The sequence below is a fragment of the Luteimicrobium sp. DT211 genome (assembly GCF_049844995.1).
Classification (GTDB): Bacteria; Actinomycetota; Actinomycetes; order Actinomycetales; family Cellulomonadaceae; genus Luteimicrobium.
Map to the genome: position 1 here is coordinate 468914 of NZ_JBNCMC010000001.1, position 16073 is coordinate 484986.

Here is a 16073-nt window from a genome sequence, read left to right on the forward strand (position 1 = left end):
CGAGGATGGTGGGGTGACCGAGCTCCGTGAGCGCCTGCGCGCGCTGCCGTCGTTCCCGCCCGACCTCCCGCGCTTCGACCCCGAGCACGACCCTGCGGCCGCGCCGCCCGACCCGCGCGCCCTGTTCGTGACCTGGCTCGACGAGGCCCTCGCCTCGGGCGCGCCGACGCCCCAGGCCGCGGTCCTCGCGACGGCCGGCGCGGACGGCGTCGTCGGGGCGCGGACGCTCATCGTCAAGGACGTCACCGACGACGCCGCCTGGCTGTTCGCGACGCACCGCACCAGCCCCAAGGCGCGGGCCGCCGAGGAGAACCCGCACGCCGCGATGACGTTCTTCTGGCCGACGCGCGGGCGCCAGGTCCGGGTGTCGGGGACGGTCCGCCGCTTGCCCGACGACGTCGCCGCGGCCGACTTCTCGGCCCGCCCCGAGGCGTCGCGCGCGGCGACGCTCGTGGGGGGCCAGAGCGAACGGCTGGCGTCGCGGTCGGAGCTCGCGGCCGCGTTCGACGCCGCGCTGGCTCGCGTGCGATCGGATCCGGACCTGGTCGACCCGGCCTGGGCGCTCTACGCGGTCGACGCCGTCCGGGTCGAGTTCTGGCAGGCCGTGACCGGCGGCGGGGCGGTCCGCTGGGCGTACGAGCGGGACGCCGTCGGGCGGCCGTGGCGGGCCGGGCTGCTCTGGCCCTGAGCCCTCGGCGCTGACCACCTGGGTTAGAATTTGACCATGTGGTCAGAGAATCAGCCCGAACCGACGCTGACCCGCACCCGGCGTGCGCGCCGGGAGGACGTGGTCCGGGCCGCCGTCGAGGTCGTCAACGCGGAGGGCTACGCCGCGGCGTCGGTCGACCGGATCGCGCGCCGGGCCGGGACCACCAAGGGCACCGTCCTCTACCACTTCGGCTCGAAGCAGGGCATCGACGAGGCCGTCGTCGCCGCCCTGTACGAGGCCGGCGCGGCGGTGATGGGGGAGCGGCTGCGCGCGGCCGGGAGCGCCCGCGAGAAGCTGCACGTCTACCTCGACGCGAACCTCCGGTTCGTCGCCGAGCACGTCGAGCACGTCGCGGCCGTGCAGCGGATCTTCTTCGGGGCCGGGCCGGTCGGCGAGCTCGACGACGACGCCACGGCCCCGCTCGCCCGGATCCTCGCGGGCGGGCAGGCGTCCGGCGAGCTCGGTGACTTCGACGCCGAGCTCATGGCTCTGGCGATCCGCGCGGTCGTCGACCGCGCGGCCTTCCGGCTCGTCGAACGCCCCGACACGGGCCTGGACCACTACGTCGAGGAGGCCGTCCGCCTCTTCGACGCCGCCGTGGCACCCGCCCGCGGAACGAAGGAGGACCTCTCATGACCACCACCGTCGTGTCTCGGCTGCCGCTGGTCCGGCGCCTCGTGCTGGTCTACCTGGCACTCGGTCTGGCGACCGTGGCCGCGCTGGTCGTCCTGTCTTTCGTCGCGCCCGACCACGTCACCCCCGAGGCATGGGTCCGCGGCGTGATCGTCGCCGGCACGGCGTTCCTCACGCTGCGCTTCGCGCAGGGCGCGCTCCGGCGCGAGGCCCGCGCTCTGCTGCGGCTCCGCATCGTCCTTGCCGTGCTGTGCGTGGCGGTGCTCGCCGTGCTCGCGTTCCTGCCGCTGCCGGGCTGGATGGTCGTGGAGCAGGCCGCGTGCGCCGTCGTCCTCCTGGCCGCGGCCGTCCTCGCGTTCCGCGAGCCGGACCGGTCGGAGCCCTAGCGCCGACCGGGCGTCAGTGCGGCAGTGCGGCGGCGACGCGGCCCTGCCACTCGGCGAAGGCCTGACGTGCCCGGGAGACGCCGACCGCGCCAGCCATGGCGCCCGTGTTGCCGCGGTCGAGCCGGACCACGGAGCCGTTCCCGTCGGGCGCCGCGAACACCTTGACCGTGTACTTGAGGTGCTGGCGCTTCTTGCCGGCGAGCGCACCGAACATCGCCGTCATCGAAGCTGAGCCCCGCACGATCTCCGCCGAGAACTCGTCGAGCGGCCTGACCTCGCAGCCCTCGGCGGAGAACACGCCGTAGGTCAGGTCGCGCGCCTGCGCGGGGTGGGCGGTGGTCAGGATGTCGTCGGCGGCCATGCCGTGCTCCTCATGCTCCGGGGTGCCGCGCGTGTGCCTCGGCGGCCCGAAGGTACCAGAGCGCCCCGGCGACGACTGGCGCCGGTCGACCCGGGTCGAGGTCTACCTGACGGACGACGGGCGCGCCCTCGCCGAGCGCGGTGCGGCCCAGGTGCGCGCGGCGCTCGAGCCGTCGACGGCGACGCTCACCGGCGCGGAGCGGCGGCGGCTCCAGGCGCTTCTCGAGAAGCTCGTCGACGCCGGCCTCCGCTGAGACAGCCCGCCGAGTACGAGGGTTTCCCGCGAGTACGAGGGAATTCTCCTCGTACTCGCGGGAAACCCTCGTACTCGGCGATAGGTGGGCCGGACGGGGCGGGCGTCACGTCAGGAGGAAGCGGACCGCCGCGTCGACGTGCGCGGTGGTCGAGTCGACGAGCGGCACGGGGGACACGTCCTCGTCGAGCAGCAGGTCGAGCTCGGTGCAGCCGAGCACGACGCCCTCGGCGCCGGCGTCGGCCAGTCGCTGCAGCACCCCCACGACGGCGTCCCTCGACTCCGCGCGGACCTCACCTCGCGTGAGCTCGTCGAAGACGACGCGGTCGACGGTCGCGGCGTCGTCGGCCCACCCGGTCGCGGGCCGCACGACCTCGATCCCGTGCCGGCCCAACCGCTCCCCGTAGAAGGCCTCTGTCATGACCCAGCCCGAGCCGATGACCCCGAGCCGCCCGAGCCCGCGCGCCCGCGCGGCGTCCGCGACGGCGTCGGCGATGTGCAGCAGCGGCACGCCGACGGCGGCCTCGACCGCGGGCGCGACCTTGTGCATGAGGTTCGTCGCGATGAGGACGGCGTCCGCCCCGGCCCGCTCCAGCCCGACGGCGCGGTCCGCGAGCAGGGCGCCCGCGCCGTCCCAGTCGCCGTCGACCTGGAGGCGTCGCACGTCGTCGAAGTCGACGGACGCGAGCAGCAGCTGAGCGCTGTGGTGGCCGCCGAGGCGCTCGGCGACCGCGGTGTTGAGGAGCCGGTAGTACTCCGAGGTCGAGTGCCAGCTCATGCCGCCGAGGATGCCGAGGGTCGTCATGGGTCCACGATGGCCGCTCGGGTTGCCATCACGGAATCCCCGTGCTCGTAGGCGCGGGCATAAGCGATGCTTGGACCATGACGAGCGTCCCCCCGGCCCCCGACGGACCTTCCCCGCTCGACCCCCGCCGCCTCCTCATCCTGCGCGCCGTGGCGCAGGCGGGCTCCATCAGCGCGGGCGCCCGGGCGCTCGGCTGGACGCAGCCCGCCGTCTCGCAGCACCTCCAGGCGCTCGAGCGCAGCGCCCGCACCCCGCTCGTGCTCCGCCACAGCGGTGGGGTGACGCTCACGGAGGCGGGGCGGGCCGCCGTCGTGCACGCGGACGCCATCGCGGCGCACCTGGACGCGGCCGCGCGCGAGGTCGGCGAGCTCGCCGCGCTGGGCGCGGGGACGGTGCGGCTCGCGGCGTTCCCGTCGGCGCTGGCGGTCCTCGTCCCGCCCGCGCTGGAGCGCCTCGCGACCGCGACGGGCGTCGAGGTGCGGCTGGTCGAGGCGGAGCCGCCCGAGGCGGTCGAGCTGGTGCGCGCGGGCGAGGTCGACGTCGCGCTGACCTTCGGGTACGCCGAGTCGCCCGGCGTCCCCGCGGACCTGGAGGGCCTGGCGCTGGGCGTCGACCCCGTGGACGTCGTGCTGCCCGCGGCGCACCCCGCGGCGGACCGGTCGGCCCTCCGCCTCGTCGATCTCGCCGACGACGACTGGGTCGCCGGGTGCGTCCGCTGCCGCGAGCACCTCGTCGCCTCCGCGGCCGCCGCGGGCTTCGTGCCGCGGGTCCGGCACGAGACGGACGACTACGTCGTCGTGCAGCAGCTCGTGGCGCGCGGGCTCGCGGTCGCCGCGCTGCCCCGCACCGCGCTGGAGGCCTACCGGCACCCGGATGTCACCACGAGGGCGGTGGAGGGCCTCGACGGCCGCAGCCTGCACGCCGTCCACCGCGCGGGAGTCGAGCGGGTCCCCGCGGTCGCCGCGCTGCTGGGCGCCCTGCGCCGAGGGTGACGCGGTGGGACGATGCCGAGGTGACCACCCCTGACGCGCCCCCGGCGCTCGCGACCTTCGACGACGGCGCGGTGCGCCGCGTGCTGTGCGTCGTCGCCCATCCGGACGACATGGAGTACGGCGGGTCGGCGCTCGTGGCGCGGTGGGTCGAGCGCGGTGCGGAGGCCGCGTACCTCCTGCTCACGGGCGGCGAGGCGGGGATCGAGGGCATGGATCCCGACGAGACGCGGCGGGTGCGCGCCGTCGAGCAGCAGCGCGCGTGCGAGCAGGTCGGCGTCGGGGACCTCGAGATCCTCGACCACCCGGACGGCACGCTGGTGTACGGGCTGGACCTGCGGCACGACGTGGCGCGCGCCGTCCGCCGCTTCCGCCCCGACACCGTGGTCGTCATGACGTGGGAGCTCGAGACGCCGTGGGGGCTCAACCAGGCGGACCACCGGGCCGCGGGCGTCGCCGCGATCGACGGCGTGCGCGACGCCGACAACACGTGGATCTTCCGGGACCTCGCCGACGCCGGGCTGCCGAAGTGGGGGCCCGACCGGATCGTCGTCATGGGTCACCCCGCCCCGACGCACGGCGCCGACGTGTCGGGGGAGCCGCTCGAGCGGGCGATCCGGTCGCTCGAGGCGCACGAGCAGTACCTCGCGGCGCTGCCCTGGCACCCCGCGCCGCGCGACATGCTGGGCGGCATGACGGCGGCCCAGGGCGCGGCGCTCGGTGTCCCCAACGCCGTGCTGTTCAAGGTCTACGAGCTCAAGGCGCCCCCGACGACCGACGACGCGTCGTGACCTCCCGCCACGAGGTGCGGCTCGAGGTGCGCGGGCCGTGGTCGCTCGCGACGTGCCGCCGGTTCTGGGAGGGCTTCACACCGGCGGCGCTCGCGGGCGACGACCGCGACGGCCACCTGCGCACCGCGTTCCGGGTCGAGGCCGACTGGTCGCCCGCGACGGCCGACGTCGCCCAGGACGGTCCGGTCGCGCGCGTCGTCGTGCAGGGAACCGGCGACCTGGACGAGGCCGCGGCACAGGTGGCGCGGTTCCTCGCGCTCGACGCCGACGCCACCACGTGGCCGGACGTCGGACGGCGGGACCCGGTGGTCGGTGCCGTCCAGGAGAGGCTCCCCGGGCTGCGGCCCTGCGGGTTCCACTCGCCCTACGAGGCCGCGGCGTGGGCCGTGCTGTCCCAGCGGATCAGCATGGTCCAGGCCGCGCGGCTGCGGACGGCGCTCGTCGCCCGCCACGGGGACGACGGCGCGTTCCCGGCGCCCGCCCGGCTCCGCGACCTTGCCGGCGGCGACCTGGAGCTGCCCGGGCGCAAGGCCGAGTACCTCGGCGCGGTCGCCGAGGCCGCACTCGACGGGCGCCTCGACACGCGCGCCCTGCGCGCCGTCGACCCGGAGGACGCCCGCCGCGAGGTCGCCGCGATCCACGGTCTCGGCCCGTTCGCCGCCGACCTCGTCGTGCTGCGCGGAGCCAACGTGCCCGACGCCGTCCCGCGCCACGAGCCGCGGCTGCGGACCGTCGTGGCCGAGCAGTATCCGGGCCGCGAGCTCGACGACGTCGCCGACGCATGGCGCCCGTGGCGGACGTGGGCGTCGTTCCACCTGCGCGCCGCCTCCGGAGCCGGTTGACGGCAGGCGGTGCGCCCGACGCGGATACGCTGACGGGGTCGTCGGGCCCAGTGCGGGACCGCAGAGGGAGCGTGGCGGTGGCACGGATCACGATCGCCGACATCGCCCGCCGTGCGGGCGTGTCGACGGGGGCTGTGTCGTACGCGCTCAACGACCGACCGGGCGTCTCGCAGGCGACCCGCGAGCGGATCCTCGCCGTGGCCGCGGAGCTGGGCTGGCGGCCGTCGGCGGCGGCCCGCTCGCTGTCCGGCGCGCGCACCGAGACGGTGGGCCTCGTGCTCGCGCGCGACCCGAGCGCCCTGGGTGCCGAGTCGTTCTACATGCAGTTCATCGCGGGCATCGAGTCCGAGCTCCAGCGGCGGTCCTACGGGCTGCTGCTCCAGGTCGTACCGACCCTCGAGGCGGAGCTCGCGACGTACCGGACCTGGCGCGCGGCCCGGCGCGTGGACGGCGTCGTGCTCGTCGACCCCCGCGTGGACGACCCGCGCGTCCGTCTGCTGTCCGAGCCGGACGCGCTGCCGGCCGTCGTCGTCGGCGACCCGACCCTGGCGAACGGCCTCATGAACGTCTGGACGGACGACGCCGCAGCGATCCGCGAGTCCGTGCGCTACCTGCACGGGGCCGGGCACCGTCGCGTCGTGCGGGTCGGCGGCACCGAGGGGTACGTGCACACGCTCATCCGCGACGAGGCGTTCCGCGAGGAGACCGCGCGGCTCGGCATGGAGGGTGTCGTCGCCCGGACGGACTACACGCCGGGCGAGGGGGCGGCCGTGACGCGTGCGCTGCTGGAGGATGGCGCGCTCAGGCCGACGGCGTTCATCTACGACAACGACGTGATGGCGCTCGCGGGGTTGGGCGTGGCTCGCGAGCTCGGCCTGGACGTGCCGGCGCAGCTGTCGATCGTCGCGTGGGACGACTCGGCGCTGTGCCTCGCGACCTACCCGCGGCTCTCCGCGCTGAGCCACGACGTGACGGGTTTCGGTGCGCACGTCGCGCGGCGGCTGTTCGACCGGCTCGACGGCGGCCCCGTGGGCAGCTTCCTCGACTCGACCCCGGCGCTCCGTCTGCGCGGGACGACGGGCCCGGTCGCGGAGCGGCCGGCGTAGAGCGGGTGAACGGCGTCGTCGGCGCTTGACGACCCCGATACTTAAGCGTTTCACTAAGCCTGTTCGTCACGTAAGCCGACGTTTTCCCAGTTTCGAGACGCCAGGGTCGGCTAGGGTTTCGACAGCGTTGTCAGACAGCGAACGGCAAGGAGTGCCCGCATGACCCGTTGGACCGACCTCCCCACGCACCGCGCGTGGCTCCAGCAGCACGCCGAGGCGCTGCTCGCGTTCGGCCGCCGGACGGCCGGGCCCGGCGGGGGTGCGTACTGGCTCGACGCGGTCGGCAGACCGGAGACGGAACGCGGCGTGCAGACGTGGATCACGGGCCGGACGGTGCACGTCTACTCGCTCGGCCACCTGCTCGGCATCCCGGGTGCGCGGGCCGTCGCCCAGCGTGCGCTCGACGGGCTCGCCGGACCCGACGCGCCCCTCCACGACGCCGAGTACGGCGGTTGGTACGGCACGGTCTTCCCCGACGGCACGCACACCGAGGGCAAGGAGGCGTACCAGCACGCGTTCGTCGTCCTCGCCGCGACGTCCGCCGTCCGCGCCGGGCTCGACGGCGCGCGGGCCCTCCTCGACGAAGCGACCCGCGTCTACCTCGACCGGTTCTGGGACGACGAGGCCGGCCTCAGCGTGGACACGTGGGACACCGCCTTCACCACGCTCGACCCGTACCGCGGCGTCAACGCCAACATGCACTCGGTCGAGGCGATGCTCGCCGCGGCCGACGCCACGGGCGACACCGCATGGCTCGACCGTGCCGCGCGGATCGCCGGGTTCGTCGTCGGGCAGGCGGAGCGCCACGAGTGGCGGATCCCCGAGCACTTCGGGCCCGACTGGGTCCCCGACCTCGAGCTCAACCGCGACCGCCCCGACGACCCGTTCAAGCCGTTCGGCGCGACGGTCGGGCACGGGCTCGAGTGGGCGCGCCTGCTGCTCCACCTCGAGGCCGCGCGCGACGCCGCAGGCCTGACGTCGCAGGTCGACTGGCACGCCGCGGCCGCCGGACTGTTCGACCGCGCCGTCGAGGACGGCTGGGACGTCGACGGCGCACCCGGCTTCGTGTACACCACGGACTGGGACGGCAAGCCCGTCGTCCGTCAGCGGATGCACTGGGTCGTCGCCGAGGCCGTCAACACGGCCGCCTCCCTCCAGGCGCGCGCCGTCCGGGCAGGTGACGAGTCCGCCGCCGACCGGTACGCCGACCTGTACGCCCGCTGGTGGGACTACGCCGACCGGCACGTCCTCGACCACGAGAACGGGTCGTGGTTCCACGAGCTCGACCCCGAGAACCGGCCCGCCGGCACCGTGTGGCCCGGCAAGGCCGACCTCTACCACGCGTTCCAGGCGACGCTGGTCCCGCGCCTGCCGCTGGCGCCGTCGATGGCGACCGCCGTCGCCGAGGGCCTCCTGCGCCCCTGAGACGCCTCGCCGACGACGGCGGGCGGAGGATGGGGGCATGAGCACGTCGCCGCTCGAGCCTGATGCCGTGATCGAGGCGCGTGTCGGAGTGCCCGTCGCGCTCCCGCTCGCCGACGCCGGTCCTACCGGCTACTCATGGCGTTTCGAGCTGCCCGACGGGGTCCACGGGGCGGGCTCGACCGACGCGGTGGCGCCCGCCCCGGGCCTGGCCCTGGGTACGCCGTCCGGCGTGCTCCCGCTCGTGACCGTCGACCGCCCGGGAACGTACGACGTGACGGCCGTGCTCGCGCGTCCCTGGGAACAGGACGGCGTCCGGACCCTCACCGTCCGGATCGTCGGCATCGGGTCGGAGACCTGAGCCGGGCGGGACCACCATCGGTGAGCCCGCCCGGCATCCCGGTCAGCGGAGCAGGGCAGGGCGGAGCACAAAGTCTTCCACCGGGCCCGGTCCCGGGATCGGGAGCGGCCGCTGCAGGACCTTGATGTCCTTGAGCTTCGCGAGGTCGAGGAGGCGGACGTCGATCGGCCGCGGCGCGACCACCCCGGTGCACCCGAAGAACGCCTCGCCGTCGATGCCGCTGTCCCCATAGCCGAGCTCGAAGAAGCCGGCGCCCGTCCCGTCGGGCTGCGCCGCACCACCGAAGCCGGTACCCCACGAGTTGCGGCAGATCCAGCAGCCCCGGTCGTCGTCGTACCCCACGACGAGCACGGCGTGCCCGCCGCGGCTCTTGCCCGTCACGTGCCGGAAGACGCCGCCGGCGTAGACGTCGAAGTCCTCGAACACCGTGAAGCCGCAGATCATCGGCCCGACCGTCGAGAGGTACGTCTTGCGATCGTCGCCCGTGTGGGCGGTGAAGTTCGTGATCGAGTAGGCGCGCCTGAGCCGCTGGGCGCGGCAGTGGGCCGCCCAGAGGCTGTTCGGATCGGCCGGGTTCGTGACCTGCGGCGGCGAGTCGAACGCCGACATGTAGGGGAACGACGCCTCGGTCGAGATGCCGCGCTGACGGACCTGGTCGAGCGAGTCGTGGTTGTTCCAGCCGCCGCAGTGTGCGCCGTGGCTCGAGCAGAAGTGCTGGTCGGCCTCGGACAGATCCAGGTCGTGGACGCCCAGCTCGATCGCGGCCTGAGCCGACACCAGCCCGGCCGTCGCGAACGATACGCACGACCCGCACCACCGCTGGTCCGTGACCGCTCCGATGACGCCGCGGTCGCGCCAGTCGAACCGGCGCGGCTGCACGCGCAGGAACTTCGCGAGGACGCTCGGGTCGAGCAGGCGGTTGCGGCTGAGGGCCGTGGGGTTGAGCTGCAAGGCCTGCAGCAGGGTCGCTCCCACGGCTTCTGACGCGGCGAGCTGGGTGGCGACCGACGGCTCGAAGCCGAGCGAGTGCGGCTCGTCGTCGGGGACGACCCGGACGCGCCACGAGAGGTTCTCCGAGCGGATCTGCTGCTGCAGCCGGTCGAGGTCGAGCGGTGCCATGGTGGGCTCCTTCACCCGGGGCGACGGGGTGTCGTCCGTCCCCTGGAACGAGCGCCTGCGACGTGCGCGGGATACGGCTCCGTGGGATGAAGCGGAGGTCCGCCTCGCCGCGGAGCGCTCTAGCCCCGCCGGTCCGGCGCGCGCAGCCGGTCGGCCCTGGCGCTGAGGTAGCGCCGCTCCGGCAGGCTCGTGGTCAGGCGCCCGGCGTCGCGGTACGCGCGGGCGGCGGCCTCGTCGTCGCCGGCCAGCTCGAGCAGGTGCGCGCGGGTCGAGAGGAGCCGATGGTGCCGCCCGACGCGACGGTCGGCGTCGAGCGTGCCGAGCAGCGCGAGCCCCTGCTCGGGACCGTGCACCATCGCGACGGCGACGGCGCGGTTCAGCGTCACCATCGGCCCCGGGTCGACGCGTTCGAGCAGCTCGTAGAGCACGAGGACCTGCGCCCAGTCGGTCGCCTCGACCGATGGCGCCTCGTCGTGCACGGCGGCGATCGCCGCCTGGAGCTGGTACGGCCCGACGGCGCCGCGCGGCAGCGTGGCCGACACGAGCTCGACACCCTCGGCGATCGCGCCGCCGTCCCAGCGGTCGCGGTCCTGCTCGGCGAGCGGGACGAGCTCGCCGCCCGGGCCGGTGCGGGCCGCGCGGCGCGCGTCGGTGAGGAGCATGAGGGCGAGCAGCCCCGCGACCTCCGGCTCGTCCGGCAGGAGCCGGCGGAGCAGGCGGCCGAGGCGGATCGCCTCCGTCGACAGGTCGGGTGCGGTCAGCCGGTCGCCGGCGCTCGCGGTGTAACCCTCGTTGAAGACGAGGTAGACCACGTGCAGGACGGCCGCGAGGCGCGCGGGGCGCTCGTCGGGCGCGGGCAGCGCGAACGGGAGGCCGCTCGCGCGCACCGTCTGCTTGGCGCGGCTGATCCGCTGCGCCATGGTGGGCTCGGGGACGAGGAACGCGGCGGCGATCTGCGCCGTCCGCAGACCACCGACGGCTCGTAGCGTGAGGGCGACCTGGCTCGGGACGGACAGCGCCGGGTGGCAGCACAGGAAGAGCAGGACGAGGGAGTCGTCGACGTCGCCCGCCGGACGGGCGTCCGCGGGCCCGGCGAGGAGCGCGGCGTCGGGGGTAGCGACGGCGAGGGCGTGCTCGCGGCGTCGGCGGGACGCGTCACTGCGGGCGGCGTCGAGAAGCTCCCGGGCCGCGACGGTCACGAGCCAGCCGCGGGGGTTGTCGGGCAGACCCGTCGTCGGCCAGCGCCGCGCGGCCTTGAGCAGCGCCTCCTGGGTGGCGTCCTCGCAGGCCTCGAACTGGCCGTAGCGACGCACCAGCGCGCCGAGGACCTGCGGCGCGAGCTCGCGCAGCAGGTCCTCGACGCCGCGGGAGGAGTCCACGGCGCCTCAGGCGTCGAGCGCGGACTCGTTGAGGATCGGCCACACCTCGGTGGGGTTCTGGTCGGCCCACGGCATGTCCGCGGCGATCTCGAGGGCCCGGGCCTCGTCGACGACGTCGATCAGGTAGAACGTCGACAGGTACTCCTTGGTCTCGAGGTACGGGCCGTCGGTGACGAGCGGCGCACCGTCGGCGCGCCGGACCAGCCGCGACGCCGCGGCGTCCGCCAGCCCGTAGCCGCCCAGGAGCTCGCCGGTCTCGTGGTAGCGCTTGTTGAACGCGTCCTGCTTGGCGATCTCGGTCGGCCAGTCCTCGGCCGGGATCGAGTCCCACTTCTCCTGGTTGCCGTAGATCATCAGCACGTACTTCATGGCCTGCTTCTCCTCGAGGTCCTGGCGTCCGGTGCGCCGGGCGGCGCTCCGAGGACCAGACGGAGCCGGTCCGCGTTCCTCGACATGCCCGGCCGGCGTGACCCCGGCCCGGCTCCACGAGCGGATGTCGAGCGGCAGCACCCGGTTCCGTCCTGTTCCTGACGACGCGGCGACCGTCCGCGTCGACGGACGAAGGAGACTGCCATGACCACCACGATCCTCCCCGGCGTGTCCCGCGCGGCACGGACATGGCCGGTGTGGTGGGTGAACGTGCTCGCCGGCCTGGCCGCCGCGGTCGCCACCGAGCTGTACGGGCTGGTCGCCCGCGCGTCCGGCGTCCCGATGGAGGCGGCGAGCCCCGGTGCTTCGGCGCCCACCGCCGTCACCGTGGGAATGTTCGCCATGGGCACCTTGGTGGCCACGTTCTGGAGCACGCCCGTCGTGCTGGCTGTGGCGCGCTGGGCCCGCCGGCCCGCGCGCACCTACCGGGCGATCGCCGTCGTCGTGCTGGTCGTGTCGTTCCTCGCGCCGCTGACGTCGACAGGCACCGCGACCGCCACGAAGGTGGTGCTCTGCGGGGCGCACGTGCTCGCGGCCTCGATCATCGTCCCGGTCGTGGCCGCGCGGCTGGGCGTGCTCCGGTGAGGTCGGAGGGTGCGTGTCGGAGCCGCGGTCCACGATGGGCCCATGGCCTACGACGAGGTGCTCGCGCAGCGCGTCCGCGACAGGATCGGCGCGGACCTCGCAGTGAGCGAGAAGCGCATGTTCGGCGGTCTGTCGTTCCTGTGGGACGGCCGGATCGCCGTCGCGATCCGTCGTGACGGGCTGCTGATCCGCGTGGGGCCGGACGACGTCGAGCTCGCCCTCACCGAGCCCGGCACCCAGCAGGCGGTGATGGGCGGCCGCGAGATGCGGGGCTGGATCACGGTCGAGGGCGAGGTCCTCGACGACGACGCGCTCGAGACGTGGATCCGCACCGGCGTCGAGTCGGCGGCCCGCCTGCCGGGGGAGTGATCCTCGCGCCCGACGTGCGGTGAGCGGTCGCCGTGGTCGGGGGCGGGCCGTACGGTCGGGTCCATGGGCACCACCGAGGGCGCTGCCGTGGAGATCGAGGTCGCCGGTCGCGCGGTGCGCGTCTCCAGCCCGGACCGTGTGATCTTCGAGGCGACCGACCGCACGCCCGCCGTCACCAAGCTCGACGTCGCGCGCTACTACGCTGCCGTCGCGACGCGCGGCGGACGCCCCGGGGAGGCGCGCCCGGCCGCCGTCGCCGGGGGAGCGCCGTCGGACGTGGGCGGCCTGCTGCGCGCGCTGTGGCACCGCCCGACGACGCTCGAGCGGTGGCCACGCGGTGTGCGGGAGGGCATGGTGCTCGCGACCCGCCAGGGGCACGAGCGCGACGCCGACGCGTTCTACCAGAAGCGCGTGCCGTCGGGCGCGCCGGGCTACGTCGAGACGGCGACCATCGCGTTCCCGTCGGGCCGGACCGCGGACGAGATCGCGCCGACCGAGCCCGCCGTGCCGGTCTGGGCGGCGCACATGGGGACGATCGTGTTCCACCCGTGGCCCGTCCGGAGCGGGGACGTCGAGCACCCCGACGAGCTGCGCATCGACCTCGACCCGCAGCCGGGCACCGACTTCGCCGACGCACGCCGCGTCGCGATGGCCGCCCGCGACCTGCTCACGGAGGTCGGGATCCGGGGCTTCCCGAAGACGTCGGGGAACCGGGGCGTGCACGTGTTCGTGCGGATCGAGCCGCGCTGGACGTTCACCGACGTGCGGCACGCGGCGATCGCGTTCGGGCGCGAGCTCGGCCGACGGATCGACGGCGTCACGACGGCGTGGTGGAAGGAGGAGCGCGGCGAGGCGATCTTCGTGGACTACAACCAGAACGCGCGCGACCGCACCATCGCGAGCGCCTACTCGATCCGCCCGAGGCCCGGCGCGCCCGTCTCGACGCCGATCACCTGGGACGAGCTCGCGGACGTCGACGACCCGCGGGTCTTCCACGTCGGGACCGTGCCCGCGCGGCTGGAGCCCGGCGGAGGGCCCAACGGCGACGGCGTCGACCCGTGGGCCGAGATCGACGACGTCGCGCACTCGCTCGAGCCGCTCCTCGCCTGGTACGAGCGGGACGAGAGCGAGGGGCTCGGCGACCTGCCGTACCCGCCCGAGCACCCGAAGATGGCCGGCGAGCCGCGGCGCGTGCAGCCCAGCCGGGCGCGCAAGGAGCCGGACTGACCGTTGCGCGCCGGAAAGCCTCGAACTCGACGAGCGGTGAGCACCTAGGGTGGCCTGGTGCCCGACGAGACCCCGTCCACCACCATCCCCGACACCCCCCGAGCCGAGAAGCGTCCGACGACGCGCACCCACCACGGCGACACGTTCGTCGACGACTACGAGTGGCTGCGCGACAAGTCGGACCCCGACGTGATCGCGTACCTCGAGGCCGAGAACGCGCACACCCAGGGCGCGACGGCGCACCTCGCCCCGCTGCGCTCGCGGCTGTTCGAGGAGATCAAGTCCCGCACGCAGGAGACCGACCTGAGCGTCCCGGTCCGCGAGGGCGGCTACTGGTACGTGACGCGCACCGTCGAGGGCAAGCAGTACCCGGTCCACGTCCGCATCCCCGTCGACAGCCCGGACGACTGGACCCCGCCCGCCCTGCCCGACGACGGCAGCGCGCTCCCAGGCGAGCAGCTTCTCCTCGACCAGAACGTCGAGGCCGAGGGGCACGACTTCTTCTCGCTCGGCTCGTTCGACGTCACGCCCGACGGCGCCCGAGCGCTGTACGCGGTGGACGTCGACGGGGACGAGCGCTACCTGCTCCGCGTCCGCGACCTCACGACGGGCGAGGACCTCCCCGACGCCGTCCCCGGCACCTCTCCGGGCGCGTTCTTCGCGCCCGACGGCGAGCACCTCTTCTACACGACCGTCGACGACGCGTGGCGCCCCGACACCCTGTGGCGCCACCGCGTCGGTGACCCGGTCGAGGACGACGTGAAGGTCTTCCACGAGCCCGACGAGCGGTTCTGGCTGGGCGCGGGGCTGACCCGGTCCAGGCAGTTCATCGTGATCGAGATGGGCTCGAAGATCACGTCCGAGGTGTGGCTGCTGCCCGCCGACGACGTCACGGGCGACCCGCGCGTCGTCTGGCCGCGGCGCGAGGGGGTCGAGTACGCCGTCGAGCACGTGATCCTGCCGGACGCCGGGGGCGAGCGGGCGGACGCCGTCCTCGTCCTCCACAACGGCGGCTCGGGCGAGGCTCCGGAGAACTTCGAGCTCGCGCTCTCCAAGCTGCCCGGGGGCGAGCCGCTCGTGCCGGAGCACGCGGTCACGGTCGTGCCGTCGTCGTCGGGTACGAGGCTGGAGGACGTCGACGCGTTCGACGGGCACGTCGTGGTGTCGTTCCGTCGCGACGGGTTGGCGCGGGTCGGCGTCGTGCCGCTCTCGCCCCTGACCGGCCCGTTCGCGCCGGCGTTCACCGGAAGCGAGGCCGCGGAGCCCTGGGACGTGCAGGAGATCCCGTTCGACCAGCCGCTGTTCACGGTCGGCGCGGGCGCCAACCCGGAGTTCGGGCAGCCGGCGGTGCGCCTGGCGTACGCGTCGTTCGTCGAGCCGGCGACGGTCTACGACTACGTCGTCGCGACGGGTGAGCTGCGCGAGCTCAAGCGGCAGCCGGTGCTCCCGGACCCGGACGGCCGTCCGTTCGACCCGGCCGAGTACGTGCAGCGCCGCGAGTGGGCCACCGCCGACGACGGCACCCAGGTCCCGGTGTCGCTCGTCTGGCGGCGGGACGCGCTGGGCCTGGACAACGCCGGCACGCGCGCCGAGCCGGCGCCGCTGCTCCTCTACGGGTACGGCTCCTACGAGACGAGCATCGACCCGTCGTTCTCCATCGCGCGCCTGTCGCTGCTGGACCGCGGCGTCGTGTTCGCCGTCGCGCACGTGCGGGGCGGCGGCGAGCTGGGCCGCCGCTGGTACGACGACGGCAAGGAGCTCACCAAGAAGCACACGTTCACAGACTTCGTCGCGGTCGGACGCCACCTCGTGGGCGCGGGGTGGACGAGCCCCGAGCGCATGGTCGCCGACGGCCGCAGCGCCGGCGGGCTCCTCATGGGTGCGGTCGCCAACCTCGCGCCCGAGCTGTTCGCGGGCATCCACGCGGGCGTGCCGTTCGTCGACGCGCTGACGTCGATCCTCGACCCGTCGCTCCCGCTGACCGTCGTCGAGTGGGACGAGTGGGGCGACCCGCTGCACGACGCCGACGTCTACCGGTACATGAAGTCGTACACGCCCTACGAGAACGTGCGCGACGACGCCGCCTACCCGCGCATCCTCGCGACCACGAGCCTCAACGACACCCGCGTGCTGTACGTCGAGCCGGCCAAGTGGACGGCCCGGCTGCGCGACGTCGGCGCGCCCGTCCTGCTCAAGACGGAGATGAGCGCGGGGCACGGCGGGGTCTCGGGGCGCTACGCCCGGTGGGAGGAGATCGCGTTCGAGGACGCGTGGATCCTCGACGTGCTGGGCCTCGCCGGCGCGTAGC

The 16073-nt window shown here is 74.6% G+C and carries 19 protein-coding genes; 14 read left to right on the forward strand and 5 right to left on the reverse strand.

Annotated features, from left to right (window positions below):
* Positions 1–13 precede the first annotated feature (13 nt).
* Genes ACLQ14_RS02125 through ACLQ14_RS02135 form a run of 3 tightly spaced genes read left to right on the forward strand, consistent with a single transcriptional unit; the run spans position 14 to position 1728 of the window.
* On the forward strand, positions 14–688 hold the full coding sequence (locus tag ACLQ14_RS02125; RefSeq protein WP_425809385.1) for a pyridoxine/pyridoxamine 5'-phosphate oxidase: 675 nt from the start codon (positions 14–16) through the stop codon (positions 686–688).
* A 36-nt stretch (positions 689–724) separates the two neighbouring features.
* Positions 725–1345, forward strand: coding sequence for a TetR/AcrR family transcriptional regulator (locus ACLQ14_RS02130; protein WP_425809387.1), 621 nt, complete (start codon positions 725–727; stop codon positions 1343–1345).
* The gene (locus ACLQ14_RS02135; protein WP_425809389.1) at positions 1342–1728 is read left to right on the forward strand and encodes a hypothetical protein; all 387 of its coding nucleotides are present in this window, start codon (positions 1342–1344) and stop codon (positions 1726–1728) included. Before ACLQ14_RS02130 ends, ACLQ14_RS02135 begins: the two co-directional genes overlap by 4 nt.
* Before the next feature lie 13 nt (positions 1729–1741).
* Here the strand turns inward: ACLQ14_RS02135 and ACLQ14_RS02140 are convergent, their stop codons facing one another.
* Positions 1742–2089: a hypothetical protein gene (locus ACLQ14_RS02140; protein WP_425809391.1), complete on the reverse strand. Its 348-nt coding sequence runs from the start codon at positions 2087–2089 to the stop codon at positions 1742–1744.
* Here ACLQ14_RS02140 and ACLQ14_RS02145 point away from each other — a divergent pair.
* Positions 2088–2342 carry a hypothetical protein gene (locus ACLQ14_RS02145; protein ID WP_425809393.1) on the forward strand — a complete coding sequence of 85 codons (255 nt, stop codon included), beginning with the start codon at positions 2088–2090 and terminating at the stop codon, positions 2340–2342. The genes ACLQ14_RS02140 and ACLQ14_RS02145 overlap by 2 nt on opposite strands.
* 105 nt (positions 2343–2447) lie before the next feature.
* Here ACLQ14_RS02145 and ACLQ14_RS02150 read toward each other — a convergent pair whose 3' ends face one another.
* Positions 2448–3146, reverse strand: a complete 699-nt coding sequence (locus ACLQ14_RS02150; protein ID WP_425809395.1) for an aspartate/glutamate racemase family protein — start codon at positions 3144–3146, stop codon at positions 2448–2450.
* Positions 3147–3223: 77 nt separating this feature from the next.
* On the opposite strand from ACLQ14_RS02150, the gene ACLQ14_RS02155 reads away from it, so the two are divergent.
* The 6 genes from ACLQ14_RS02155 to ACLQ14_RS02180 all read left to right on the forward strand — a co-directional run bounded on the left by ACLQ14_RS02155 (position 3224) and on the right by ACLQ14_RS02180 (position 8657).
* Entirely contained in the window at positions 3224–4138 is a 915-nt protein-coding gene (locus tag ACLQ14_RS02155) for a LysR family transcriptional regulator (protein ID WP_425809397.1), read from the forward strand.
* 20 nt (positions 4139–4158) lie between these two features.
* Complete coding sequence (locus tag ACLQ14_RS02160) at positions 4159–4926, forward strand: PIG-L deacetylase family protein (RefSeq protein ID WP_425809399.1); 768 nt, start codon at positions 4159–4161, stop codon at positions 4924–4926.
* A complete protein-coding gene (locus tag ACLQ14_RS02165; protein WP_425809401.1) occupies positions 4923–5768 on the forward strand; it encodes a DNA-3-methyladenine glycosylase family protein in 846 nt (281 codons plus the stop codon). Before ACLQ14_RS02160 ends, ACLQ14_RS02165 begins: the two co-directional genes overlap by 4 nt.
* Positions 5769–5845: 77 nt before the next feature.
* Positions 5846–6874, forward strand: a complete 1029-nt coding sequence (locus ACLQ14_RS02170; RefSeq protein ID WP_425809403.1) for a LacI family DNA-binding transcriptional regulator — start codon at positions 5846–5848, stop codon at positions 6872–6874.
* Between the two features lie 159 nt (positions 6875–7033).
* Positions 7034–8299, forward strand: a complete 1266-nt coding sequence (locus ACLQ14_RS02175; protein ID WP_425809405.1) for an AGE family epimerase/isomerase — start codon at positions 7034–7036, stop codon at positions 8297–8299.
* A gap of 37 nt (positions 8300–8336) precedes the next feature.
* A complete protein-coding gene (locus ACLQ14_RS02180) occupies positions 8337–8657 on the forward strand; it encodes a protease inhibitor I42 family protein (protein WP_425809407.1) in 321 nt (106 codons plus the stop codon).
* Between the two features lie 42 nt (positions 8658–8699).
* Here the strand turns inward: ACLQ14_RS02180 and ACLQ14_RS02185 are convergent, their stop codons facing one another.
* The 3 genes from ACLQ14_RS02185 to ACLQ14_RS02195 all read right to left on the reverse strand — a co-directional run bounded on the left by ACLQ14_RS02185 (position 8700) and on the right by ACLQ14_RS02195 (position 11524).
* On the reverse strand, positions 8700–9776 hold the full coding sequence (locus ACLQ14_RS02185; protein WP_425809409.1) for a C1 family peptidase: 1077 nt from the start codon (positions 9774–9776) through the stop codon (positions 8700–8702).
* 119 nt (positions 9777–9895) lie between these two features.
* Positions 9896–11155 carry an RNA polymerase sigma factor gene (locus tag ACLQ14_RS02190; RefSeq protein WP_425809411.1) on the reverse strand — a complete coding sequence of 420 codons (1260 nt, stop codon included), beginning with the start codon at positions 11153–11155 and terminating at the stop codon, positions 9896–9898.
* A 6-nt stretch (positions 11156–11161) separates the two neighbouring features.
* Positions 11162–11524 carry a YciI family protein gene (locus tag ACLQ14_RS02195; RefSeq protein WP_425809413.1) on the reverse strand — a complete coding sequence of 121 codons (363 nt, stop codon included), beginning with the start codon at positions 11522–11524 and terminating at the stop codon, positions 11162–11164.
* A 204-nt stretch (positions 11525–11728) separates the two neighbouring features.
* On the opposite strand from ACLQ14_RS02195, the gene ACLQ14_RS02200 reads away from it, so the two are divergent.
* From ACLQ14_RS02200 to ACLQ14_RS02215, 4 genes are all read left to right on the forward strand, one after another.
* A complete protein-coding gene (locus ACLQ14_RS02200) occupies positions 11729–12169 on the forward strand; it encodes a DUF6069 family protein (protein ID WP_425809415.1) in 441 nt (146 codons plus the stop codon).
* A 42-nt stretch (positions 12170–12211) separates the two neighbouring features.
* Positions 12212–12538 carry a TfoX/Sxy family protein gene (locus ACLQ14_RS02205; RefSeq protein WP_425809417.1) on the forward strand — a complete coding sequence of 109 codons (327 nt, stop codon included), beginning with the start codon at positions 12212–12214 and terminating at the stop codon, positions 12536–12538.
* A gap of 63 nt (positions 12539–12601) precedes the next feature.
* Positions 12602–13765, forward strand: a complete 1164-nt coding sequence (locus ACLQ14_RS02210; protein ID WP_425809419.1) for a DNA polymerase domain-containing protein — start codon at positions 12602–12604, stop codon at positions 13763–13765.
* 57 nt (positions 13766–13822) lie between these two features.
* Positions 13823–16072 carry a S9 family peptidase gene (locus ACLQ14_RS02215; protein WP_425809421.1) on the forward strand — a complete coding sequence of 750 codons (2250 nt, stop codon included), beginning with the start codon at positions 13823–13825 and terminating at the stop codon, positions 16070–16072.
* The last annotated feature ends 1 nt before the right edge of the window (position 16073 follow it).